At 50.0% G+C, this 23,549-nt stretch carries 17 protein-coding genes and 1 pseudogene; 11 read left to right on the top strand and 7 right to left on the bottom strand.

The window, feature by feature from the left end:
* Positions 1-39: 39 nt before the first annotated feature.
* On the bottom strand, positions 40-978 hold the full coding sequence (locus tag DW096_RS17205) for a cation diffusion facilitator family transporter (protein WP_009037571.1): 939 nt from the start codon (positions 976-978) through the stop codon (positions 40-42).
* Between the two features lie 226 nt (positions 979-1,204).
* On the opposite strand from DW096_RS17205, the gene rnr reads away from it, so the two are divergent.
* Both rnr and DW096_RS17195 read left to right on the top strand, forming a co-directional pair.
* Positions 1,205-3,349, top strand: a complete 2,145-nt coding sequence (rnr, locus tag DW096_RS17200; protein WP_005830959.1) for a ribonuclease R — start codon at positions 1,205-1,207, stop codon at positions 3,347-3,349.
* 165 nt (positions 3,350-3,514) lie between these two features.
* Positions 3,515-3,991: a pyridoxamine 5'-phosphate oxidase family protein gene (locus DW096_RS17195; RefSeq protein ID WP_005830961.1), complete on the top strand. Its 477-nt coding sequence runs from the start codon at positions 3,515-3,517 to the stop codon at positions 3,989-3,991.
* A gap of 63 nt (positions 3,992-4,054) precedes the next feature.
* Here the strand turns inward: DW096_RS17195 and cysK are convergent, their stop codons facing one another.
* Positions 4,055-5,002, bottom strand: coding sequence for a cysteine synthase A (gene cysK / locus DW096_RS17190; protein WP_005830963.1), 948 nt, complete (start codon positions 5,000-5,002; stop codon positions 4,055-4,057).
* A 219-nt stretch (positions 5,003-5,221) separates the two neighbouring features.
* Here cysK and epsC point away from each other — a divergent pair, with 219 nt between their 5' ends.
* The 9 genes from epsC (at position 5,222) to DW096_RS17145 (ending at position 15,581) form a co-directional block, all read left to right on the top strand.
* Positions 5,222-6,121 carry a serine O-acetyltransferase EpsC gene (gene epsC, locus DW096_RS17185; protein ID WP_005830965.1) on the top strand — a complete coding sequence of 300 codons (900 nt, stop codon included), beginning with the start codon at positions 5,222-5,224 and terminating at the stop codon, positions 6,119-6,121.
* 139 nt (positions 6,122-6,260) lie between these two features.
* Positions 6,261-7,760 carry a THUMP domain-containing protein gene (locus tag DW096_RS17180; RefSeq protein WP_005830967.1) on the top strand — a complete coding sequence of 500 codons (1,500 nt, stop codon included), beginning with the start codon at positions 6,261-6,263 and terminating at the stop codon, positions 7,758-7,760.
* Between the two features lie 20 nt (positions 7,761-7,780).
* On the top strand, positions 7,781-10,006 hold the full coding sequence (locus tag DW096_RS17175) for a DPP IV N-terminal domain-containing protein (protein ID WP_005830969.1): 2,226 nt from the start codon (positions 7,781-7,783) through the stop codon (positions 10,004-10,006).
* Between the two features lie 174 nt (positions 10,007-10,180).
* Positions 10,181-11,455: a phosphoribosylamine--glycine ligase gene (gene purD / locus DW096_RS17170; protein ID WP_005830971.1), complete on the top strand. Its 1,275-nt coding sequence runs from the start codon at positions 10,181-10,183 to the stop codon at positions 11,453-11,455.
* Positions 11,456-12,451 carry a hypothetical protein gene (locus tag DW096_RS17165; RefSeq protein WP_005830973.1) on the top strand — a complete coding sequence of 332 codons (996 nt, stop codon included), beginning with the start codon at positions 11,456-11,458 and terminating at the stop codon, positions 12,449-12,451.
* A complete protein-coding gene (locus DW096_RS17160) occupies positions 12,436-12,915 on the top strand; it encodes a YqaA family protein (RefSeq protein ID WP_005830979.1) in 480 nt (159 codons plus the stop codon). Before DW096_RS17165 ends, DW096_RS17160 begins: the two co-directional genes overlap by 16 nt.
* Before the next feature lie 162 nt (positions 12,916-13,077).
* Positions 13,078-13,764, top strand: coding sequence for a tRNA (5-methylaminomethyl-2-thiouridine)(34)-methyltransferase MnmD (gene mnmD / locus DW096_RS17155; protein WP_118931119.1), 687 nt, complete (start codon positions 13,078-13,080; stop codon positions 13,762-13,764).
* A 70-nt stretch (positions 13,765-13,834) separates the two neighbouring features.
* Positions 13,835-14,737, top strand: a complete 903-nt coding sequence (locus DW096_RS17150; protein ID WP_117991571.1) for a metal ABC transporter solute-binding protein, Zn/Mn family — start codon at positions 13,835-13,837, stop codon at positions 14,735-14,737.
* Between the two features lie 34 nt (positions 14,738-14,771).
* A complete protein-coding gene (locus tag DW096_RS17145) occupies positions 14,772-15,581 on the top strand; it encodes a metal ABC transporter ATP-binding protein (protein ID WP_005830985.1) in 810 nt (269 codons plus the stop codon).
* Positions 15,582-15,663: 82 nt separating this feature from the next.
* On the opposite strand, the gene DW096_RS17140 is transcribed toward DW096_RS17145, so the two are convergent.
* The 5 genes and pseudogenes from DW096_RS17140 to DW096_RS17120 form a co-directional block, all read right to left on the bottom strand.
* Positions 15,664-17,553 carry a hypothetical protein gene (locus DW096_RS17140; RefSeq protein ID WP_172679951.1) on the bottom strand — a complete coding sequence of 630 codons (1,890 nt, stop codon included), beginning with the start codon at positions 17,551-17,553 and terminating at the stop codon, positions 15,664-15,666.
* On the bottom strand, positions 17,543-20,071 hold the full coding sequence (locus DW096_RS17135; RefSeq protein ID WP_120028799.1) for a glycoside hydrolase family 9 protein: 2,529 nt from the start codon (positions 20,069-20,071) through the stop codon (positions 17,543-17,545). Before DW096_RS17135 ends, DW096_RS17140 begins: the two co-directional genes overlap by 11 nt.
* Positions 20,072-20,076: 5 nt before the next feature.
* Complete coding sequence (locus DW096_RS17130) at positions 20,077-21,321, bottom strand: AGE family epimerase/isomerase (protein ID WP_005830990.1); 1,245 nt, start codon at positions 21,319-21,321, stop codon at positions 20,077-20,079.
* Between the two features lie 202 nt (positions 21,322-21,523).
* Positions 21,524-23,203 (bottom strand): RagB/SusD family nutrient uptake outer membrane protein, encoded by a 1,680-nt coding sequence (locus DW096_RS17125; protein WP_008662437.1) that lies wholly within the window; start codon positions 23,201-23,203, stop codon positions 21,524-21,526.
* Between the two features lie 24 nt (positions 23,204-23,227).
* Positions 23,228-23,549 (bottom strand): annotated as a pseudogene (locus DW096_RS17120) (TonB-dependent receptor); the annotation flags it as partial.

The raw sequence follows: 23,549 nt of genomic DNA, 5'->3' as shown, positions 1-23,549 counted from the left end.
TTACTTTTCATCCGGTCCGTCACCTTGACGCTCCTTGTGTTACTCTGTCGCCTCGTTACTCTTCTTCACCGGCTCCACATGGATGCTGACCAGTGTTCCTTTGCCGAACTGCCTTTTCAACTTGTTCTCCACCGCCGTTGCCGTCTCGTGAGCTTCCTCCAGCGAGATGCTACCATCCATACGCACATGCACCTCGATGGCACAATAACTGCCGATGCGGCGCGTACGAAGGTGATGCGGCGAGCTGATACCGGGAAAAGAAAGAATCGTCTTCAGTATCTCATCCTCCACCTCGACGGGCAATGATTTCTCCAACAGTTCGTCCACACACGGTATCAACAACTGCACAGCCACCTTCATAATGAAAAAGCTGACAATAACCGCTGCCACCGGGTCCAGCACCCGCCAATGGTCACCCAAAAGAATGGCGCCACCTATACCCGCTGCCGTGCCTATGGACGAAAACGCGTCACTCCGGTGATGCCAGGCATTGGCAACAACCGCCTGCGAATTCAACTTCCTGCCCTTGAATACGGTATATTGATAAAGCACTTCCTTGAAAACGATGGATACCAATGCAGCCACCAGTGCCAGTATACCGGGTTCCTGCAGAGAGCCGCCTTGCAGGAAGCGGTAAATGGAGGAAGCCCCGTTCCAGAAAATGCCGAATCCCACAAACAACAGAAAAATACCGATAATGGCAGTTGCCAGCGTCTCGTACTTGCCATGACCGTAATCGTGTCCTTCATCTTCGGGCTTTGCCGAAATGCGCACAAAAACAATGACAATAATATCTGTAATGAAATCCGACAAAGAATGTACCGCATCCGCCAGCATGGCGGCACTGTGACCTACAATACCTGCAAAGAATTTGAAGACAAGCAAGAGAAAGTTTACCACACTTCCCACAACCGTCACCCGGTAAATGTCTTTTTCCCGTGTGGCATCTGCTTTTTTGTTCAGAGTTTGCATTTCCATCTGCTTTTCGTCTAAGGTACAGCCTATCTTCACTTTGTGTGCAAATATAGTACATAAATCCATTACAATCTGTCGTTCCTTCATTATTTTCAATAGAATGATAATATTTTGAAGTCTGAGTGAACGAAGGAACGTATTTATTTGTTTACTTTGCAAGAGGTAATCACCACAGATTACACAGATTGACACAGAATCTCTATTTATACATAAAATACATCATAACATTATGGCCAAAAAGAAAGAAAAGAAAGCCGGCAAACGCATGAAGAAGAAAGAGCTCGTCAAAGTACTGCTGGAATTCTTCCACACAAAGCAAGACGAAGTATTATCCCTGAAATACATCTTTGAACAACTCCACCTCACCACACATCCGCTGAAGATGCTGTGCATGGACATCTTGTCCGAACTGTCGATGGACGACTACATCACAGAAGTGGACAAGCACAAATACAAGCTGAACAACCACGGCGTGGAAATGACCGGAACCTTCCAGCGCAAGAGCAACGGCAAGAATTCCTTTATACCGGAAGGTGGAGGCGAACCGATATTCGTGGCCGAACGCAACTCGGCACACGCCATGAACAATGATAAAGTGCGTATCGCCTTCTATGCCAAGCGTCGCGGACGCGAAGCCGAAGGAGAAGTCATCGAGATACTGGAACGTGCCAACGACACCTTCGTGGGTACCCTGGAAGTTGCCAAGTCATACGCTTTCCTTGTAACGGAAAACCGTACGCTTGCCAACGACATCTTCATCCCCAAAGAAAAGTTGAAAGGCGGCAAGACGGGCGACAAAGCCATCGTAAAGGTGGTGGAATGGCCCGACAAAGCCAAGAACCCCATCGGCCAGGTAATCGACATCCTGGGGCGCGCAGGAGACAATACCACCGAGATGCACGCCATCCTGGCGGAATTCGGCCTGCCCTATGTCTACCCCGCTGCCGTAGAGAAAGCTGCCGACAAGATACCCGCCGAAATCTCCGCCGAGGAAATAGCCCGACGTGAGGACTTCCGGGGTGTGACCACCTTCACCATCGACCCCAAGGATGCCAAGGACTTCGACGACGCCCTCTCCATCCGCAAACTGAAAGGGGGACTTTGGGAAGTAGGCGTACACATTGCCGACGTGACCCACTACGTGAAAGAGGGCGGCATCATAGACAAGGAAGCCGAGAAGCGTGCCACATCCGTCTACCTCGTAGACCGCACCATCCCAATGCTCCCCGAACGGTTGTGTAATTTCATCTGTTCACTCCGCCCCGACGAAGAGAAGCTTGCCTACTCCGTCATCTTTGAAATGACGGAAAAAGGCGAAGTGAAGAACTCACGCGTGGTACATACCGTCATCAAGAGCGACCGCCGCTTCACCTACGAAGAAGCCCAGGAGATTATAGAAACCGGCAAAGGAGACTTCCAGGAAGAGGTGCTCCAACTGGATAAGCTTGCCAAAATACTGCGTGAGAACCGCTTTAAGGCAGGAGCCATCAACTTCGACCGCTACGAAGTGAAGTTCGAAATTGACGAGAAGGGCAAACCCGTCAGCGTCTACTTCAAGGAGTCGAAAGATGCCAACAAGCTGATAGAGGAGTTCATGCTGCTTGCCAACCGCACCGTAGCCGAAAAGATAGGCCGCGTGCCCAAAGGCAAGAAAGCCAAAGTGTTGCCATACCGTATTCACGACCTCCCCGACCCGGAGAAGCTGGACAACCTGGCACAGTTCATCGCCCGTTTCGGCTACAAGCTGCGTACCAGCGGTACAAAGACCGACATCTCCAAGTCCATCAACCACCTGCTGGACGACATCCAGGGCAAGAAGGAGGAGAACTTGATTGAAACCGTCTCCATCCGCGCCATGCAGAAGGCACGCTACTCCGTGCATAACGTGGGGCACTATGGTTTGGCTTTCGATTACTATACCCATTTCACCTCGCCCATCCGCCGCTATCCGGATATGATGGTACACCGTCTGCTCACCAAGTACTTGGACCAGGGAGGCCGCACCGTGTCCGAACAGAAATACGAAGCCCTCTGCGAACACAGCAGCAGCATGGAGCAGATAGCCTCCAACGCGGAACGCGCCTCCATCAAGTACAAGCAAGTAGAATTCATGACCGAACGCCTGGGACAGACCTTCGACGGCGTCATCTCCGGCGTAACGGAATGGGGACTCTACGTGGAGCTGAATGAGAACAAGTGCGAAGGCATGATTCCCATCCGCGACCTCGACGATGACTATTACGAATTCGATGAAAAGAACTACTGCCTGCGCGGACGCCGCAAAAATAAAATTTATAGTCTGGGAGATGCCATTACCATTAAGGTGGCACGCGCTAACTTGGAAAAGAAGCAGCTGGACTTTGCACTGGTGTAACCTCACCCCCGACCCCTCTCCGAAAGAGAGGGGAGAGGAGAGCAATGAATTGAAAACTTGCGAAACTTGAGTGAAGTGAAATAAAGAATAACCCTACAATATTAAATATCCCCACTTCCCCACTCCCCTCTCTTTCGGAGAGGGGCCGGGGGTGAGGCTTTGCACATGAAGACAATTACTATTACAGACCCTACACAGATTGAGGAAATTATCCGTAAATGCCCATACTGCATAGTGGGCATCACAGACCTTGAAGGAAACCCATATGCGGTTCCCATGAACTTTGCCTATCAAGACGGGGTAATATACTTGCATTCCGGCCCGGAAGGCAGTAAAGTGGAGATGGTAACAAAGCACCCGCAAGTTTGCATCACCTTCTGCGAAGGACACGAGCTGGTTTATATGCACCGGCAAGTGGCATGCAGCTACAGCATGAAGTCGCGCAGTGTTATCTGTCGTGGGAAAGTACACTTCGTGGAAGACATGGAAGAGAAGCGACGCGTACTCGACATGCTGATGAAGCAATATACGGAAAATGAATGCAAATATGCCGAACCCGCCGTACGCAATGTCAAGATATGGGAAGTGAAAGTAGAGAAAATAAGCTGCCGGTCATTCGGGTTAAGACCAAGCGAACTATAAATACCATCTGCCGGTCACCTGCTCCACATTGATGGAGCGGATAACCGGCAGAAATATTTACTTTTACAACGGATATTCCTCAAATGCATACAACAGCGTCGAAAGATACCGTTCTCCCGTATCGGGCAGCAGCGCTACAATCGTCTTTCCTTCATTCTCGGGCAACCGTGCCAAGCGGGTAGCTGCAGCAACGGCAGCTCCCGAAGAGATGCCGACCAACAATCCCTCATACTTCGCCAGTTCGCGGCCCGTACGTATGGCGTCATCATTGGATACCTGCAGAACTTCGTCTATTACGGCACTGTTATAGTTCTTTGGCACAAATCCGGCACCGATACCTTGTATTTTATGGGGACCGGGCTTCCCACCGGAAAGTACGGGAGAATCTTCGGGCTCCACAGCCACAATCTTTACCTTCGGGTTATTGGCTTTCAAGGCTGCACCCACACCACTCACTGTGCCTCCCGTCCCTACACCGGCCACGAAAATATCCACCCGGCCGTCTGTATCACGCCAGATTTCTTGTCCGGTAGTACGCTCGTGCATTGCCGGATTGGCAGGATTGTCAAATTGCTGTAGAATCAGCGAGCCGGGGTTGGCGGCTTTCAGTTCTTCGGCACGGGCTATTGCGCCTTTCATACCGTCGGCACCCGAAGTCAGTACCAGTTCCGCACCAAGGGCTTTCAAGAGGTTGCGGCGTTCCAAACTCATCGTGTCGGGCATCGTCAGTATCAGCTTGTAACCTTTGGCGGCGGCCACAAAAGCCAGCCCTACGCCCGTATTCCCACTGGTAGGTTCGATGATGGTGGCACCAGGCTTCAACAGCCCTTTTGCCTCGGCATCTTCTATCATGGCAAGCGCCACGCGGTCCTTCACACTGCCGGCAGGGTTAAAATATTCCAATTTGGCAATAACACGGGCTTTCAGACCCTTATTCTTGTTATAATTATTCAACTCCAGCAAGGGAGTGTTGCCTACCAGGTCGGTAAGGCGTTCTGCTATCTTCTTCATAATCCAACTGTTTTTAAATTCCTCATTCCCCTAAGGGAAAAGACTAACAATCCGGAGTGGAACGAGGTATGTTATTTCTTACAAGACAAAAGTAGCGCAAAATTGGTTCGTAGAAAATACCACAAATATGGTAAATACGTACTATAAATGAGGGATATGTAGGATATTTGACGAGTATTTCCTATCTTTGTTGCCACTTTTAAACTTAAGGATATCATAATGAGTCCACTCAACTTTACCCACATTTTGACACAAGCAGTCGATGAGCTATCGGAAAGCGAATCATACAAAGGACTGTTTCACCAGCATACGGACGGCAACCCGCTGCCTTCGGCAAAAGTGCTGCGCGACATCATCGAACTGGCGCGAGCCATCATCTTCCCCGGATATTTCGGAAATTCTACGGTCAACAGCCGTACGGTGACTTACCATATCGGTGTCAATGTCGAACGCTTGTTCGACCTGCTGACCGAGCAAATCCTTGCCGGCCTCTGCTTTGCAGGCGACGGCGAATGCAACTGTTGTACCGAGCTCCAACGGGAAGAAGCCGCCTTATTGGCTGCCAAGTTCATCAGCAACCTGCCGGCAATGAGACGTACACTCGCCACAGATGTGGAAGCCGCCTACAACGGTGACCCCGCCGCACAGTCGTTCGGCGAAGTCATCAGCTGCTATCCGGCCATCCGCGCCATCAGCAACTACCGCATCGCACACGAGTTGCTCAAGTTGGGTGTTCCCCTCATTCCCCGCATCATCACCGAGATGGCGCACAGTGAAACGGGAATCGATATCCATCCAGGAGCGGAAATAGGTGGTTATTTTACCATCGACCACGGTACGGGTGTGGTAATCGGCGAGACCTGCATCATCGGCAACAACGTGAAGCTGTACCAGGGTGTGACCCTCGGTGCCAAGAGCTTCCCGCTAGACGAAGACGGCAAGCCCATCAAGGGTATTCCCCGCCATCCCATTCTGGAAGACAATGTGATAGTCTATTCCAACGCCACCATATTGGGACGCATCACCATCGGACAAGGAGCCACCGTAGGCGGCAATATCTGGGTGACAGAAGATGTTCCCGCAGGAGCAAGGATTGTACAGACAAAGGCCAAGAAGTAAGTCACAAACAACCAATAAACAATTAAAATCGTAAATAACTCAAATCAGCAGTTCAAGTAGTTAAATGGTTATCAGCCACTAATGAGAGAAACGAGTGACAACTACCCAGATTGCCGATTCACATAAAGTAAATGCATAGATGAGCGAACAATCTTTTGAAATGATTGCCAAAACCTTCCAAGGACTGGAAGAGGTACTGGCACAAGAGCTGACTGCACTGGGCGCCAACGAAATAGAAATAGGCCGCCGCATGGTATCTTTCAGTGGTGATAAGGAAATGATGTACAAGGCAAACTTCTGCCTGCGTACAGCCATCCGGATACTGAAACCCATCAAACACTTCACAGCCAAGGATGCCGACGAGGTTTACGAACAGATTAAAGCCATCCGATGGGAAGACTATCTGGATACGGACAAGACCTTTGCCGTGGACGCGGTTGTATTCAGTGAAGAGTTCCGTCATTCCAAGTTCGTTTCCTACAAGGTGAAGGATGCCATCGTGGACTATTTCCGCGAGAAGACCGGCGAACGTCCCGGCGTGCGTGTCAACAAACCGGACGTGCTGCTGAACATACACATTGCCGAAACCAAATGTACGCTGTCTCTCGACTCCAGCGGCGAATCGCTGCACCGCCGCGGTTATCGCCAGGAAGCAGTAGAGGCCCCGCTGAATGAGGTGCTGGCCGCCGGCATGATATTGATGACCGGCTGGCGTGGCGAATGCGACCTGATAGACCCGATGTGTGGTTCGGGAACCATTCCCATCGAAGCGGCGCTGATTGCACGCAACATCGCTCCGGGCGTATTCCGCAAGGAGTTCGCTTTCGAGAAGTGGGTGGATTTTGACCAGGAGCTGTTCGACACGATATACAATGACGACAGCCAGGAACGTGAATTTACGCATAAGATATACGGTTACGACAACAGCCCGAAGGCAAACGAAATTGCCACACACAATATAAAGGCTGCCGGCGTAAGCAAGGACGTGGTATTGAAGCTGCAACCTTTCCAGCAATTCGAGCAACCTGCGGAGAAATCCATCATCATCACCAATCCTCCCTACGGTGAGCGTATCTCTACCAACGACCTGCTGGGCCTTTACTCCATGATTGGCGAGCGTCTGAAACATGCCTTTACGGGCAACACCGCATGGATTCTTTCTTACCGGGAAGAGTGCTTCGACCAAATCGGGCTAAAAGCCACCTCCAAGATACCTTTATTCAATGGTGCGCTGGAATGCGAATTCCGCCAGTACGAAATCTTCGATGGAAAGTACAAGGAATTTCGTGCCGAAGGCGAGGAGTTGAGCAAGGAGCGCAAAGAATTTCGTCCGGCTTCTGGGGAACGGAAAGAGTTCAAACCCGGAGAAAGACGCGAATTCCGTCCCCGATTCAGCGGAGAGAGACGTGAATTCGGTGGCGAAAGACGCGAATTCAACGGTGAACGCAGACCAAGAGAATTCAAGGACAGCGAAAAGCGCGAATTCCGTCCGCGTGAAAGAAGAGAGTTCAAAGACGGGGAAAAACGGGAGTTCAGACCGAGGGAAAGACGTGAATTCGGTGGAGAACGCAGAACAAGGTCGGGTGAGTCTTACCCGGAAAGCAAAAGAAGAGAGGCGGGAAAGAAGGAAGAAGAATAACACGAACAATGACAAGGAGAATGAATGCAAAGAAAATAAGTAAGAGCATTCTTGCACTGCTGATAACAGTACCTGCTCTGCTTGCAACAAACGCTATGGCACAAGAACTAAAAAAGCCGACCCTGGAAGATCTGATTCCCGGAGGTGAGACCTACCACAAACCGGAAAACAAATCGTACCAGTGGTGGGGCGATGCCGCTTGTCTGGAACTTGGCATCGACAATATAGAAGGTACATGGGCTGTCAAAGGATTAGGTGCCAAGCCCGGAGAGAAATTCACTGCCATCACATTGGAAGAAGCCAACGCGCTGCTGGAAGAAAAAGGACTTGGAAAACTGCGTCACTTTCATGCTGCAAAGGCTGTCAACGTACCCCGAGGCGTCAATCTGGGTATTCAAGTCCAAATAGACCCACTCCTGCTGCTGAACACCGGCAAGTACCGTGCCCTCGTCGACTGGAAGAAGAAAAAAGTCATCTGGAGCCAGCCTTGCCCCGCCCAAGCCGCAAATGAGGATTGGAACGAGGTAAGCCGCCATTTGGCTTATACTATCGGCAATAATCTCTATGTGATGACCGGTGACGGGCAAACCCTGAAAGTCACCAACGAACCGGAAGGTATCGTCTGCGGACAAAGTGTGCACCGCAATGAATTCGGCATTTCAAAAGGCACTTTCTGGAATCCTGCCGGGGACCTGCTGGCCTTTTATCGAATGAACGAAAGCATGGTCACCCCCTATCCATTGGTTGACATCACGACAAGAATAGCACTGGTGGATAAAATACGCTACCCCATGGCCGGCATGCTCAGCCATCAGGTAAAGGTAGGTATCTACAATCCGGCTACTCAAAAGACCATCTACCTGGACATGGGCGACCCAAAAGACCGCTACTTCACCAACATCACCTGGGCACCGGATGGTAAAAGCCTCTATCTGATAGAGCTAAACCGAGACCAAAACCACTCCAAACTGTGCCGGTACGATGCGGAAAGCGGAAAGCTGCAACAAGTGCTCATCGAAGAGAGACATCCCAAATATGTGGAGCCGCAATCTCCCATTCTATTCCTGCCATGGGACAGCCACAAGTTCATCTATCAAAGCCAGCGTGACGGCTTCAACCATCTATACCTATACAATACGGAAGGGGAACTGCTGAAGCAACTCACCTCCGGCCCCTGGCTTGTACAAGACATCGTAGGTTTTAACCGGAACACGAAAGAGCTCATCATCAAGAGTACGGAAATCTCTCCTTTGCAGAGCAACCTTTACGCTGTCAACCTGAAGAATGGCAAACGCAGCTTGATAGGAGACCCAACCGGCATGCACTCGGCACAAATCTCCGGTTTCATGGGAACTTACCTCATCGACAATGCCTCTTCGCCCACTTGCCCCCGTATCATAAAACTGATGTCCACCAACCCGAAAAAACAACGGGAACACACACTGCTGACAGCCAAGAACCCCTACGAAGGCTTTGAAATGCCCAGCATAGAAGTAGGCACCATCAAAGCCGCCGACGGCAAGACAGACTTATACTACCGCCTGATAAAGCCTACCGACTTCGACCCGGCAAAGAAGTATCCCGCCATCGTCTACGTATACGGCGGCCCGCACGCCCAGATGATAACGAACGGCTGGATGAACGATGCCCGCGGCTGGGACATCTACATGGCAAACAAAGGCTACATCATGTTCAGCCTCGACAACCGTGGCAGCAGCAACCGTGGACTGGAGTTTGAAAACGCCACCTTCCGCCAGCTGGGCATCGAAGAGGGCAAAGACCAGGTGAAGGGCGTAGAATTCCTGAAAAGCCAGCCTTATGTGGACGGAGAGCGTATCGGCGTGCACGGCTGGAGCTTCGGAGGACACATGACTACGGCGCTGATGCTGCGCTATCCCGAAATTTTCAAGGTAGGCGTTGCCGGCGGACCGGTTATCGACTGGGGATACTACGAGATAATGTACGGTGAGCGCTATATGGACACTCCGCAAGCGAACCCGGAAGGCTACAAGCAGACAAATCTGAAAAACCTTGCCGGTAACTTGAAAGGACATCTGCTCATCATACACGACGACCACGACGACACCTGCGTGCCGCAGCACACCCTTTCATTCATGAAGGCGTGCGTGGATGCCCGTACCTATCCCGATTTGTTTATCTATCCCACGCACAAGCACAACGTCCTGGGACGCGACCGTGTGCATCTGCACGAGAAGATAACAAGATATTTTGAAGAATATCTTTAATGTACAATGTACCGTACAATTTGCTATGCAGTGCGGGCGTGCAAATAGGGAGTAGATGGTAGAAGAAAGAAGAGAATAAAAGAGAGAATAAATCATTAAGTATAACAATCTGTACAACTTACCTGATGCCCCACAGCACAGACAAATTGTACATTGTAAATTGTAAATGAACCCATGAAAGTATTATTATTAGGCTCCGGTGGCCGTGAACACGCTCTGGCATGGAAGATTGCCCAAAGCCCGAAAGTAGAGAAACTATATATTGCGCCCGGCAATGCAGGTACAAGCGAAGCAGGCGAGAATGTGAACCTGAAGGCGACAGACTTTCCCGCACTCAAGGCCTTTGCCCTTGAGAAAGAAATCGACATGATTGTTGTGGGTCCCGAAGACCCGTTGGTACAAGGCATCTTCGACAGCTTCAAGGAAGACCCTGCCACCTGCCATATCGACATCATCGGCCCCACCGCCAAAGGTGCCACACTGGAAGGTAGCAAGGAATTTGCCAAAGGCTTCATGATGCGCCACAACATCCCCACTGCCCGCTACAAGAGCATCACCGCCGACAACTTGCAGGAGGGACTCGACTTCCTCGCTTCCCTCGAAGCGCCTTACGTACTGAAGGCCGACGGACTGTGTGCAGGCAAGGGCGTGCTGATTCTCCCCACACTGGAAGAAGCTCAGAAAGAGCTGAAGGAAATGCTGGACGGCATGTTCGGCGATGCCAGCGCCACGGTAGTCATTGAAGAGTTCCTCAGCGGCATCGAATGTTCCGTATTCGTGATGACAGACGGCCGCCACTATAAGGTATTGCCCGTAGCCAAAGATTACAAGCGTATCGGCGAAGGCGACAAAGGCCTCAACACCGGCGGTATGGGCAGCGTTACTCCCGTACCTTTTGCCGACGAAACATTTATGGAAAAAGTACGCACCCGCATCATCGAACCTACCGTAAACGGTCTGCTGGAAGAAGAAATCGGCTACCAAGGCTTCATCTTCCTGGGACTTATCAACGTGAAGGGCGAACCGATGGTAATTGAATACAACGTCCGCATGGGCGACCCCGAAACCGAAAGTGTAATGCTGCGTATCAAGAGCGACCTGGTAGACCTACTCGAAGGCGTTGCCCAGGGCGACCTCGACCAGCGTACACTGGAATTCGACTCACGCACAGCCGCTTGCGTCATGCTGGTAAGCGGAGGATATCCGGAAGCCTACGAAAAGGGCAAGGTGATGACCGGATTCGAGAAGGCTGCCGAAACGGACAGCATCCTCTTCCATGCCGGAACAGCCACCAAAGACGGACAGACCGTAACTGCCGGTGGCCGTGTCATCGCCGTCTGCTCCTATGGTGAAACAAAGGAAGAAGCCTTGCAGAAGAGCTACCGCGTGGCCGACATGATAAACTTCGAGAAGAAATATTTCCGTCGCGACATCGGATTTGACTTATAAATGAGAACGAAGAGATTCCAGAACCGGATAACGGCAGGGCGGTTCACACTACCCACCGCTATCCTGATTTCAGTATCCTGCTGGATACTGACCGCTGTTCTGTTGCCCGAGACGGAGACACAGCAAAGCGGATATTCCCTTTGGGAAACATTCTGCGACTTCTGCATCCCCACCTGGGCAAACCGTCTCTTCAGCTTTATTCTGTATGCCGTCATCGGGTACTTCCTAATACAGCTCAACAATACGTTCGCCATCATCCGGATGCGGGCATCGGTACAGACTTCTGTCTACTTCCTGCTGATATCCGTCTGCCCCAGCCTGCACATGCTGTATGCGGGAGACTTGGCAGCCGCCTCCTTCCTGGTGGCACTGTTTTTCCTCTTCAAGAGCTACCAGCAGGCACGGCCCACAGGCAGTCTCTTCCACGCCTTTGTCTTCATCGGACTGGGCAGCCTGCTTTTTCCGCAGCTCATGCTGTTTGCCCCCATCTTCTGGATAGGTGCCTACAACTTCCAGTCTCTCCAACCCAAAAGTTTCTTCGCTTCCTTGGTAGGATGGAGCGTACCCTACTGGCTGTTGCTGGGACACGCCCTCTACTACGGGCAAATGGAACTCTTCTGCCAGCCCTTCCGCGAGCTGGTGACCTTCGCTCCCACCCGGTTCGACTATCAGCCGTGGGAACTCGCCACCCTCGGGTATCTCCTTGTTCTGTTCATCGTCAGCGCGGCACACTGTCTCATTGCCGGCTATGAAGACAAGATACGCACCCGAAGCTATCTACACTTCCTCATCCTGCTGAATTTCTGCATCTTTGTCTATATCGGACTGCAACCGGTATTGAGTGTCCACCTGATGTCCTTCCTGCTCATCGGTGTCAGCATCCTGGCGGGACACTTGTTTGTACTGACAAATAGCCGCAGTTCCAATATATTCTTCATTTGTGCATTTATCGGATTATTCATTCTATTAGGATTCAACATATGGACGCTTTTGTAGATACACTCGTACAGCTGCTAATTGACTGGGGATATGTCGGTCTGTTCATCTCTGCCCTATTGGCAGGAAGCATCATTCCGTTCAGTTCCGAGATAGTGATGGTAGCACTGGTCAAGGTCGGTCTGAGCCCGGCACTGTGCGTACTCTCCGCCACCTTGGGAAATACGCTGGGAGGCATGACGTGCTACTACATGGGACGTCTGGGACGTATAGACTGGATTGAGAAATATTTCAAGGTAAAAAGGGAAAAGATAGAACGGATGCAGCATTTCCTCCAAGGGAAAGGGGCACTGATGGCTTTCTTCGCCTTTCTGCCTTTTGTGGGAGAAGCCATAGCCATTGCACTGGGCTTCATGCGCAGTAATCTGATGCTGACCACCACGTCCATGTTTGCAGGGAAACTGGTGCGCTACATAGCTATGCTGTGGGCACTGCAAGGAGCCATTTCGATGATGAATTATTGACATGTAGTGAGTTTGAGCAATAGATGTATAGATACAACGCGTTGGATGTATAGATGCAACGTGCTGGATGTATAGATGCAGCACGCTGGATATATAGGCGCAACAACACGCTGAATCACAGAGAATTAAACTAAATAAAAACATTCAACAAAAGCAGAAGTGATGCAACGAATCATAGAGAAGACGGAAGACGGAAGTGCGACACTGTTTGTACCGGAACTGAATGAACATTATCATTCGGTAAAGGGGGCACGTACAGAATCACAGCACATCTTCATCGACATGGGACTGAAAGTATCCGCTACTGCCCGCCCGCATATCCTTGAAATCGGTTTCGGCACCGGGCTGAATGCCCTGCTTACACTGGAAACTGCCGAAAAGGAAAAGAGACCAGTGCACTATACCGGTATCGAACTCTATCCGCTTGCATGGCCGGAGGTGGATGCGCTAAAATATAGCGACAATCCTCTGTTCGAGGAACTGCATCGGGCTGCGTGGGAAGAAGAAGTTGCCATAACTCCTTATTTCACACTGAGAAAAGTGCGGGCAGATGTCGAAACAATAAGCATTGACAGTTTGTTAATGATTAATAAATCTCCGTTCGATGTTGTCTACTTCGATGCCTTTGCACCCGAAAAGCAACCGGGAATGTGGGAGGAAAAAGTCTTCCGGAATATCCATGCCGCCATGAGCACCGATGGCGTGCTGACCACCTACTGCGCCAAAGGAGTAATACGCCGCATGCTGCAAGCCGTAGGATTCAAGGTAGAGCGTCTCCCAGGTCCCCCCGGAGGGAAACGGGAGATACTGAGGGGAAGGAAAGAGGAAGTGATAATGGATAAGGAATAGTTGATAATGGATAGTTGATGCCCCCTGCCACAGCGCAGCCAAATTGTAAATTGTAAATAGTAAATTGTAAATGAAAAAGTTTTGTTTTTTACTCCTCATAGCCACCTTGCTCTTCTCGTGCAAGCAAGGAGGCCAACAGAACAAGAAGAATGACGATAAACCCGTGATTACCGTCACCATCGAGCCGCTGCGGTATTTCACCGAAGCCATTGCCGGCGATGAATTCACCGTCGTCAGCATGGTGCCCAAAGGTTCAAGTCCGGAAACCTACGACCCCACGCCCCAGCAGCTTGTCGACCTTGCCCAAAGCAAGGCCTATTTCCGCATCGGCTACATCGGTTTCGAGCAGACATGGACGGAAAAACTGACGGACAATGCTCCCCACCTGCAATTCTTCGATATGTCCGAGAATGTGGAACTCATTCTGGACGATACCCATGCACATCATCATAAAGACGGGCATGTACACGAAGGCCATACGCACGCCGGTGGTGTGGAACCCCACATCTGGAATTCCACCATCAACGCCCAAATCATTGCCGGAAACATTCTGAATGCACTCTGCGCCATAGACAAAGCCAATGAAAGCGTCTACATGGAACGTTACAACGTACTCATCCGGCAGATAGAGCATACAGACAGCCTCATCTGCCAGATGCTTTCCAGCCCGAATGCCGACCGTGCCTTCATGATTTATCATCCGGCACTTTCCTACTTTGCCCGCGACTACAACCTGCACCAGATTCCTATCGAGGCAGGTGGAAAGGAGCCCTCCCCCGCCCATCTGAAGAGCCTGATAAACTCCTGCAAGAAGGAGAAGGTACGCATCATCTTTGTACAGCCGGAATTCGACCGCCGCAATGCCGACCTTATCGCCCAGCAGACCGGAACCCGGGTGGTGGCTATCAATCCCCTCTCATACGACTGGGAGGAGGAGATGATGAATACGGCCAGAGCGCTTGTAAAAGAGTAAACGATGATTCTGTCCATTTAACGAAGAAGAAGCTATGCCTGCATCCCCCATTATAGAGATAAAGAACCTCAGCGCCGGATACGATAACCGGACCGTACTGCATGATATAAACCTGACTATCTACGAACGTGATTTTCTGGGTATCATCGGTCCCAACGGTGGTGGAAAGACTACCCTTATCAAATGTATACTGGGACTGCTGAAACCCACTACCGGGGAGATTCTATATCACTCCTGCCCTCCATCCCCCTCCGAAATTGCCAATTGTCAATTATCAACTGTCAATTGTCAATTATCCATGGGTTACTTGCCCCAGTACAGCAGCATCGACCGGAAATTTCCCATCACCGTAGAGGAGGTCATCCTTTCAGGACTCAGCAGCAAGAAGCCGCTGGCTTCACGCTTCACCGCCCGACACCGCGAGAAAGCCTCTGCCGTGATAGCCCGCATGGGGCTGGAAGGCATGGAGCAGCGTGCCATCGGCGCTTTGAGCGGCGGACAGTTGCAACGTGCCCTCCTGGGCCGTGCCATCATCTCCGACCCGCAGGTGGTGATTCTCGACGAACCCAGCACATACATCGACAAGCGTTTCGAAGCCCGCCTCTACGAACTGCTGGCAGAGATAAACAAGGATTGCGCCATTATTCTCGTCAGCCACGACATCGGCACGGTGTTGCAGCAAGTCAAGTCCATTGCCTGCGTCAACGAAACCCTGGACTACCATCCCGATACCGGCGTTACGGAAGAATGGCTGGAACGCAACTTCAACTGCCCGATAGAGTTGCTGGGGCACGGGACACTGCCGCACAGGATATTGAAAGAACACAAGCATTCTCACGGATGACTGGAAGCAAAGGAGGCCGACCCATTGTAGAACCGACCTCCCGTTACCCTTCCGAATAACTATCCGACAATCTTCTTACCCGTCATTTATATTGGAAAGCCTTATACGAATGGGGTAGTAATGACAAACGGAAAGAGTTCTTTGGTGTCACCGGACGCCTGCTCTGTACGGGTTCGGCAGGAAGGGGAGCCAGAATATCTCCATTCTCCAGATTTTCCAACCTCGTCACCTCATCATCGGTAACAATACGCACTTCCACCGGTTCATCATTGAAGTTCTCCACCACCAGTGTTTTATTGTCATACACAAACAATCCGACTTTGGAGGGAGCCTCCAGATAGATATCCATATCCCTACTCATAATGCGGCGAATCTCATTCAAGGCTTTTGCCGGAAAATCATATAAATTTCCCATATCATCGGGAATGGTCAATACATATAGATTGCCGGCGGCATAGGGAGCTCTCAACAAAATAGGATACCCCGATACTCCTCCCGTCAACGGACGGCCCGCACTGACTACTTCCCAAGCATCATTCGTATAATACTGAACCTGCGGTATCAATAAATCGCGTCCGGCTTGTCCATATCGGCCAAAATCATTGACAAGAGCTTTCAAATCGGTACAACGCAACTCTACTATTTCGGCAATTTTTTCAGGAATGGCTTTCAGCAAGCCGCTTGTAATCACCACATCCCGTCCGCTTTGCAATTGCTTCCTAATGTCGGTCATGAGCTCCGGAGCTTGAGCCGCCTGGGCAGTCAGCAGCACCACTTGTTGGTCTTTCGGAAAAACGGGACGTATATCCATCGGCAAACCTATCATGCCCAGATAATTCTGCAAGAAATCATCACCCGCCACATGAAAAGGCTTGTAGGACTTGATGCCAATGGGGTTACCCAACTTACCTACCAGTTTATCAGTCTGTTTCAATACAACATCCGCAATGCGTGCCATGGTGGTAGGCTCTATGGAAGTTCCGTTCTTCTGCCGGATAGGGGCAGTCATCTCATCATAATTAAAGCTGGTGCCCATGCCCTGCCAAGGGGTACGGAACCTGGGAGACAACTTCACGCCCAGAAGCTGGTTATAGGCAAAGAGAATGATTTCGGGAGCCTTGGCAAGCATGGTCAGATGCAGCTGCTCAGCATAGCGGTCCATACCCAGATTCAGTCCACCGGAGTCCACCCATCCTCCACCATTGTAGCCCGGACGCAGATTATCAAAATAACGGATAATATTATAGCTTAGATAATTCTGCAGATGCTGGTTGCCGGCAGGGTCCCTTGTTTCGGTACCCGTCCAGACACCGTCAAAGAGTTGGGGACCTTCCTCCAGATTAAAGCCCAAACCTTGGAAATGGTCGTACCAGTTGGGATACTTGATGATTACCTTTACACGAGGATTCACCTTCTTGGCAGGTTTCAGCACAAGGTCGCGCCCGGCTTCAGTCATCAGCTTCAAACGGTATTCCGTCCAGCTCTGCGTACCTTTGGCTTTTATCTCTATGTCCGACTTGCAACTGGTGAAGAAAAAGTCATCCAGAATAAACTCGTCAAAGTGCTTTGCCGTATGTTCTGCAATCTTTCGCACCATCTCACGATGCTCGGGATTGGAATAGCAGAACGTCTCGAAACTGTTCGCCTCGTTGATGGTGTAGGTAATTCCTCCGGCAGTCTCTATTCCCCGGTCATGGAAAAATTTCTTAGCTTGCTCCAGGGTGGCGTCATCCACAATCAGTAAATCACGATGTGTTTCCAAATAAATCTTGTCCACTTCCAACTGTTGTGAAATCACATTCCAAGTCGAATCCAGCCAATGGATGTCCTTCATCTTGTCTACCTCGTAGGCACGTACATAGACCGATACCTTAAAATTGTCATAAGCTTTTGCCTGCATGGCCATAGTGCAGACCATGCAGAGCAGAAAAGCTACAATTACAAACTTATCTACCTTTATTTTACTGTTCATTACCATTCAATATTTTCTGAGATGCCAATACCATATACATAAACCACGTAGCATGTCCGCCCAAACAGTACTCACCTTCCTGCCATAAGAACGGGAAATGAAGTAATTCGGGCAAGTCGGGACGAATCAGATTTGTACCCGGAGACACTCCACCCGGAATATAAGACCAGTCGGCACGGTTGACACCATAGGCGGCTTTCATCGTTTCGGCACCGACTCCCGTTACAAACGCTGCCTGATTACGTCCCGGATGCATACCGAGCAGGTATTGGACAGCATTGAAAATATAGTCCGGTGCAAACAAGACAGGATAGGCAGCATGCAGGTAACAGTAATTGTAGCCCAGATGCTGGGGTTCCCATGAACCGGAAGAACGGTTACCTCTGTCATGCGGCACTCCATACGGAGTTTTACTGCTATACTCCTGATACATAGCCTGCAACTCCGGCAGTGCTTTGCGAACAGCCTTGCTGAAACGTGCATTTCTCACAGCTTTGTCGAAACGTCCGATGAACCAACCCGTCTGACGGATATTCTTGCAGATGAAATCCTGCTGCTGCAAAACGAAATCACGGTACTCCACTTCCTTTGTCGCCAGATAAAGTTCTACGGCAGCATGTACCTTGGCTGTCAGCACCCAGTTGTTGTCGCAGCGGGTAATCCTGAACAATTCACGGGCTATCTCCAGACAATCCGCTCCCAATGCATCGTTATGTCCCTTCAAGACACGTGAAATACCTGCCAGCCAGGCAGCCACCTGAAGTTCCCTACCAGGGTTGTCCTCCGTAAACACCCAGCGGTCGTCGGCAGTCCCACTGACATGGTCTGTATGGGCCGACGCATCACCCAAGTGTGCATACTGGCGTACGGTAGGACACAGAATCCCTCTGTAGAGACGCCCCAGAGCCTTCCAACCCGCCACTATCGTCAAAGCACCGTTTTCCACCTGCTGCAACAAGTCATTCTTTCCATCCGGCTGGTGAATCTCGACTATCTTCTTTTCAAAATCTATGGAAGTCTCGTCCCAATAGGCACCAAAGTTCTCACAAGCCATGGCAAGTATATAGGCCTCGCCTGCCTGGGATTCCACACGCAGGTCATAGTCCCCCGCATCGTGCCATCCACCCACATTCAGCCCTGGAACCAAATCACCCGGCTGGTACTTACAAAGAGTAGAGGTTCCCTGAGTATATCCGTCTATATGGTTGATATCGGTTTTGGCCATACGTGCATCGTCATGATGACAGAAGTCATGCCATACACGGTATTTTTCGTTCACACGCATGTGGCACATCTGTACCGGCAAGAAGTATTCCACCTCTGCCTGCCAGATACCCTTGTCCCACACATCTTTGGCAATGCGGAACACCGGAGAAGCAGCATCGCCGTACATTACCTGATAGAGCCCTTCTTCCGTCACTTCCGTGAAATCGAACTGCAGATAGTGGTAGCGTTGGAAATCTCCCCAATCCTTGGCAGCCTGCTGCTTTACCAGTTTCCTGCCATCGGCAGCAATGCGATAAAGGGCAGGTTGCTTGAAGTCTGTATCCCGTTTATCCAACTCTATGACAGCCACTTTCTTCTGTCCAGGATGGTAACCTACTTGAGAGGCTTGCACCACCGGTGCATAACGCCAGTCTTTAGTGACTGTCGGACGGATTATCCATTTCACCGCACCTTCCTTTGTACCTGCCGGGAACTCCGAACGGAGCACAAACCAACCGTTGTTATGATTTATCCTTCCATCATACAGCAACAAGTCTCCTTTCTCACTTTCAATCGTAATCTTTGCCAAATCATCCTGAGGATTGAGTACAAACTTTTTCCCTGCGGCCAAAGGAGCAGAGACGATATCATCGGCAATCATCGGGTTATAAGTCTTTCTATCCAACAGCAACTGGTCCAAATCAGCTTTCCCGCCAGGGTTGAAATCTCCGATATGCTCCATGTTGGAAGACTGTTTCATGGTGGGCCCCATCGCCTGGTGGGGAAAGACTCCCGTCCGGTTGTCCATAATCCACGGCTTGCCCAGCAAAGTGGAAGGTACCAATTCCAGATTAAAGCCCAACTTGCCGGCAAACCGCTCGGGCACCGGTTGGTCCAAATCAACGGTCAATACCAGATAATCCTTCTCGCCTTTGACCTTAATGGTATAGCCAAAAACAAAATCCGGATAAATCATCGGATTAAAGCCTGCCATATGTTTGGCCGAATCCGGATAACTCAATGTGACACGGATTTCATTGTCAGCCTCATCCACCACCCTGCTTCTCATCTTGGGCAATCCCTGCCACTGCCCTTGCGAGATTTCAAAGCGCACATCTCCATTGGCAGCCCTGCGGTCTCCATTCAAAACAAGGGTCAGTCCTCCCTGGTGTCCTTCAGGGTAGACGTCACTGAACACCATCACATTGGCCCCGCCATTCTCAAAATATCCCGATGGATTGATTCTGAAATCCTGGGCGTGCAGCCCCATACAAAGCATCAGTGATGCTGCACCTGCTATAAATTTCTTCATAAATACTATTTTAAACGATTATGTATTTCTACTCCCAAGCGTACCGTATGATACGGGCAACGCCACATACTCACTTTGGGAGTATCCTTCTTGGGTTCTCCATCAAAACAATCACTGTACCATTCACCGTATTCCCGGTCTATCATACAGTCCTTTACGAAAGTCCAAACCGTATCGGCCGATTGCAGATAAACGTCATTCCCGCTGATTTGCCAGGCATTGACACAAGCTATCATCGTTTCAATCTGGCCCCACCATGAGGCATGCCCGGTTGTTCTTCCGCCCTTCTTTTCATACATCATATACCCTTTGTCACTCAGTCCTTCCACCAAGCAAGCATCCGTCACATCCAGCGCAAGCCGATTCGCCCTATCCATCAGTTGACGGTCTTCTAACACACGGGCAGCCTCACAAAGCAGCCATCCCGCCTCTACATCATGTCCATAAGAGTCCATCTCAACCAGACTGTTCCATGCATTATCAAAGAACAAATTAAAATGCCTCCTTGAAGAGTCATAAATACGGTCCATAAACAACTCGGCGCAGAACTTGAGTCTTTTCCTCAGTCCGTCGTCTTTCCAGCATTGATATAAAAGGGTATAAGCTTCCAGCACGTGCAAATGCGCATTCATAGTCTTGGATGCATTGTTATCATAATTATCCAGTTGTTTCCAATCTTCAGTAAAAGATTCCACATAACCGTCATATTGCGGTTCGCGGCCTTTCTCCTCCAAGGTATGATATAAACCGACAGCCATATCCAGACTCTCGCTGTTACCTGTTGCCAGATAGTGTTCAGCCAGCCCATAGATGGCGTAGGTCATGGCATACGTATATTTGGAAGCATTCAGCACCTCACCGTCAGGATTGACCAGCCAATATACCCCACCATGTTCCTTGTCTATAAATGTATCAATGAAGTAGCGTTGCGATTTATCCGCAAGCTTCAGATAAGCCTCATCCTTAAACGTACGGTATGCGGCAGAAAAACTCCACAGAATCCGGGCATTCAGAACCCCTCCTCTCGGAGCATCCACTACCGGAGTACCATTCCGCAATACAGTTCCATAAAAACCGCTGTCGGGAGCCACTGCATAATCCATCCAAAACGGCAACACGCTGTCCCTGACATTCGTGACAATCTCTGTACGCATGCGTGTCTGCATATCTGTCTCCCCTGAATGCGACCGGCAGCCTGCCAGACAAGACGCAACCAGCAGTGCTATCCAATAAAACATCTTCCTTTCCATAATTATTCTCTAAAACCATCAAACTTTTCCTTGTTTAATTCCCCGTTTATCAGAGACTGGTGTTCGTCGTCTCAAGTACTGGTGTTTGTCATGTCAGACACCGGCTTTCATCACGACAGACGCTGACGTCTATCACAACAACTACTGGTGCCTGACATTTCACTCACAAATATTTTATTATTAAGTGTTTATTTATAATTTATCAATATCCCGGATTCTGGTCAGCCTGATTGATGAGCGGGTTGGTCAGAATCTCATTCGTCGGAATCGGGAAGATTTCCTGATAAGCCTCGTGCTCAAAGAAACGGAATGAGTCACCAGTCTGCAGACAAGCCTCTTGTGAAGAGTTGGCTGCTGTCTTCGGATATTCGGCGGCAAACCATTCTTTGCACATACCCATACGGCACAAATCATGGTAAAGCGAGAACTCGGCATTGAATTCATGGCGACGCTCTATAATCAGCGCCACCTTCCATACCGGAGAAGTATAGCCTTTGGCTGCTTTATAGCTTGTATAATAGGTCTCTGCATCCGGCACTTCCACCGTCTGGGTATTCAACATGTCGGCGGGTAGGTCAATCATCGTCGCTCCCATCTCCAAATTACCCCAAGCACGGTTACGTATCTGACGTATCATGTTCCATCCGGTAGCGTTGTCACCTGTCTCGAAACAACATTCTGCATAGTCGAGCATGATGCCTGCATAACGCTTCAAAGTCAACGAAATAGGATTGAATACTTTGTTGTTCTCACCTGGCTTGCATCTCCAGTATTTCAAGGAATAAACAGTAGGCATATTTTCGGAACCTTGGAAAAGACCGTCAAAACCACTTGTCACCCCTACAGTCTGCCCGGTAATGGGATGCGTATCCCCTTTGGCAACAGCAGAGTATTGGCGGCGTTTGTCACCCGGTTCAAAGGAACGTACAAACTCCCAAGAAAGACAGAGAGACCCCCAGCCTCCCCATTCGGGTGCCGCACACATATATCCGTACCACATCATGGCATCTGAAGACGAATCGGCTCCCCAGCCCATATATCCTTGTTCATGATACATCACCTCAAATACAGATTCTTTGGTCCAATGTGTATCCCAGGCATGCAGGTTACCGAAGCAGGGCTCCAATGAATAGGTTCCACTGTCCACTATATCCTTTAGTTCCGTCTTGGCTTTCGTAAAGTCTTTCTTCAACATATACAGCTCGGCCAAATAAGCTTTGCAGAACCCCTTGGTTATACGTCCGTATTCACCATTCATGGGTAACCAGTCCAGATGGTCGCGTCCAAAAGACAAATCTTCCTCGATAGCCGCATAAGTCTCATCCACGGATTCCGGACGTGCCTTTCCTACCGAAGTAGTATAGGTTTCACCGGTAAGCAACATCGGTACCCTTCCGAAAAGTTTCGTCAGGTAAAGGTAGTTATAACCGCGGATGGCACGTGCTTGCGCTTCATAAACGGTCTTGGAATTGCTGTCCGCAAATATAGAGGCATCCGCCGTCTCCAGGCCAGCCAGGAAACGGTTTGCACGGTCCACTGCACGATAACTCATCCGCCATGCAGTCTCCAGGGAACCCTTATCGGGTTTCCAGGCATGACGCTGCCATTCCGCATCCCAACCGGAAGCCTGACAGTCCATCGTAGAATGGTTGGCAGCAAATACCTGAGGCTTGAATCCCCATGTTTCGTCATCACCGGAACCGTGCTGGTCCGTATAAAAGGTATCATAAAGTCCGTTCAATCCGGAAAGGACATTCTCCTCCGTTTTAAACATGAAATCTGCCGGAAGAATATCGTAATGATCCACTTCCAAATAATCGTCACAAGACGTTACGGTGCTTAAGGCCAGCACACCGATCAACAGTTTATATAAGTTTTTCATAATCATATTTTTTATCCGTTAGTATTAGAACTGTACACTCAGACCGAAAGTAACCGACATCGGGAACGGATAACGTCCTCCGTCAAATCCCGAATACAATACATTGGAGTCACCAACTTCCGGATCGCCGAACTTATTGTACGAAGAGATGGTACATACATTGTCGACACTGGCAAATACGCGTGCATTTTCCATTTTCACCGGTTTCAGCACATTCTTCGGGAATGTATATCCTATCTGAATATTTGAAATCTTCAGATAATCCCCCTTCTGGATGTAGGCGTCGGACACACGCATGTTCTTATTATACCTCAAATCCGCAACTAAGCTCTTCAGCGTCCTTCTT

Origin of the sequence: Bacteroides sp. AM07-18, from assembly GCF_003602695.1 — a bacterium.
Lineage (GTDB): Bacteria > Bacteroidota > Bacteroidia > Bacteroidales > Bacteroidaceae > Bacteroides > Bacteroides uniformis.
This window is presented reverse-complemented; position numbering and strand designations above follow the sequence as displayed.

Coding starts and splice junctions, on each gene's coding strand:
- epsC (WP_005830965.1), top strand. CDS start 5,222: ATGAGTCCACTCAACTTTACCCACATTTTGACACAAGCAGTCGATGAG.
- DW096_RS17150 (WP_117991571.1), top strand. CDS start 13,835: ATGAAAAAGTTTTGTTTTTTACTCCTCATAGCCACCTTGCTCTTCTCG.
- DW096_RS17160 (WP_005830979.1), top strand. CDS start 12,436: ATGGACGCTTTTGTAGATACACTCGTACAGCTGCTAATTGACTGGGGA.
- DW096_RS17145 (WP_005830985.1), top strand. CDS start 14,772: ATGCCTGCATCCCCCATTATAGAGATAAAGAACCTCAGCGCCGGATAC.
- DW096_RS17125 (WP_008662437.1), bottom strand. CDS start 23,203: ATGAAAAACTTATATAAACTGTTGATCGGTGTGCTGGCCTTAAGCACC.
- DW096_RS17140 (WP_172679951.1), bottom strand. CDS start 17,553: ATGAACAGTAAAATAAAGGTAGATAAGTTTGTAATTGTAGCTTTTCTG.
- DW096_RS17135 (WP_120028799.1), bottom strand. CDS start 20,071: ATGAAGAAATTTATAGCAGGTGCAGCATCACTGATGCTTTGTATGGGG.
- DW096_RS17130 (WP_005830990.1), bottom strand. CDS start 21,321: ATGGAAAGGAAGATGTTTTATTGGATAGCACTGCTGGTTGCGTCTTGT.
- DW096_RS17180 (WP_005830967.1), top strand. CDS start 6,261: ATGAGCGAACAATCTTTTGAAATGATTGCCAAAACCTTCCAAGGACTG.
- cysK (WP_005830963.1), bottom strand. CDS start 5,002: ATGAAGAAGATAGCAGAACGCCTTACCGACCTGGTAGGCAACACTCCC.
- DW096_RS17165 (WP_005830973.1), top strand. CDS start 11,456: ATGAGAACGAAGAGATTCCAGAACCGGATAACGGCAGGGCGGTTCACA.
- DW096_RS17205 (WP_009037571.1), bottom strand. CDS start 978: ATGGAAATGCAAACTCTGAACAAAAAAGCAGATGCCACACGGGAAAAA.
- DW096_RS17175 (WP_005830969.1), top strand. CDS start 7,781: ATGAATGCAAAGAAAATAAGTAAGAGCATTCTTGCACTGCTGATAACA.
- rnr (WP_005830959.1), top strand. CDS start 1,205: ATGGCCAAAAAGAAAGAAAAGAAAGCCGGCAAACGCATGAAGAAGAAA.
- mnmD (WP_118931119.1), top strand. CDS start 13,078: ATGCAACGAATCATAGAGAAGACGGAAGACGGAAGTGCGACACTGTTT.
- DW096_RS17195 (WP_005830961.1), top strand. CDS start 3,515: ATGAAGACAATTACTATTACAGACCCTACACAGATTGAGGAAATTATC.
- purD (WP_005830971.1), top strand. CDS start 10,181: ATGAAAGTATTATTATTAGGCTCCGGTGGCCGTGAACACGCTCTGGCA.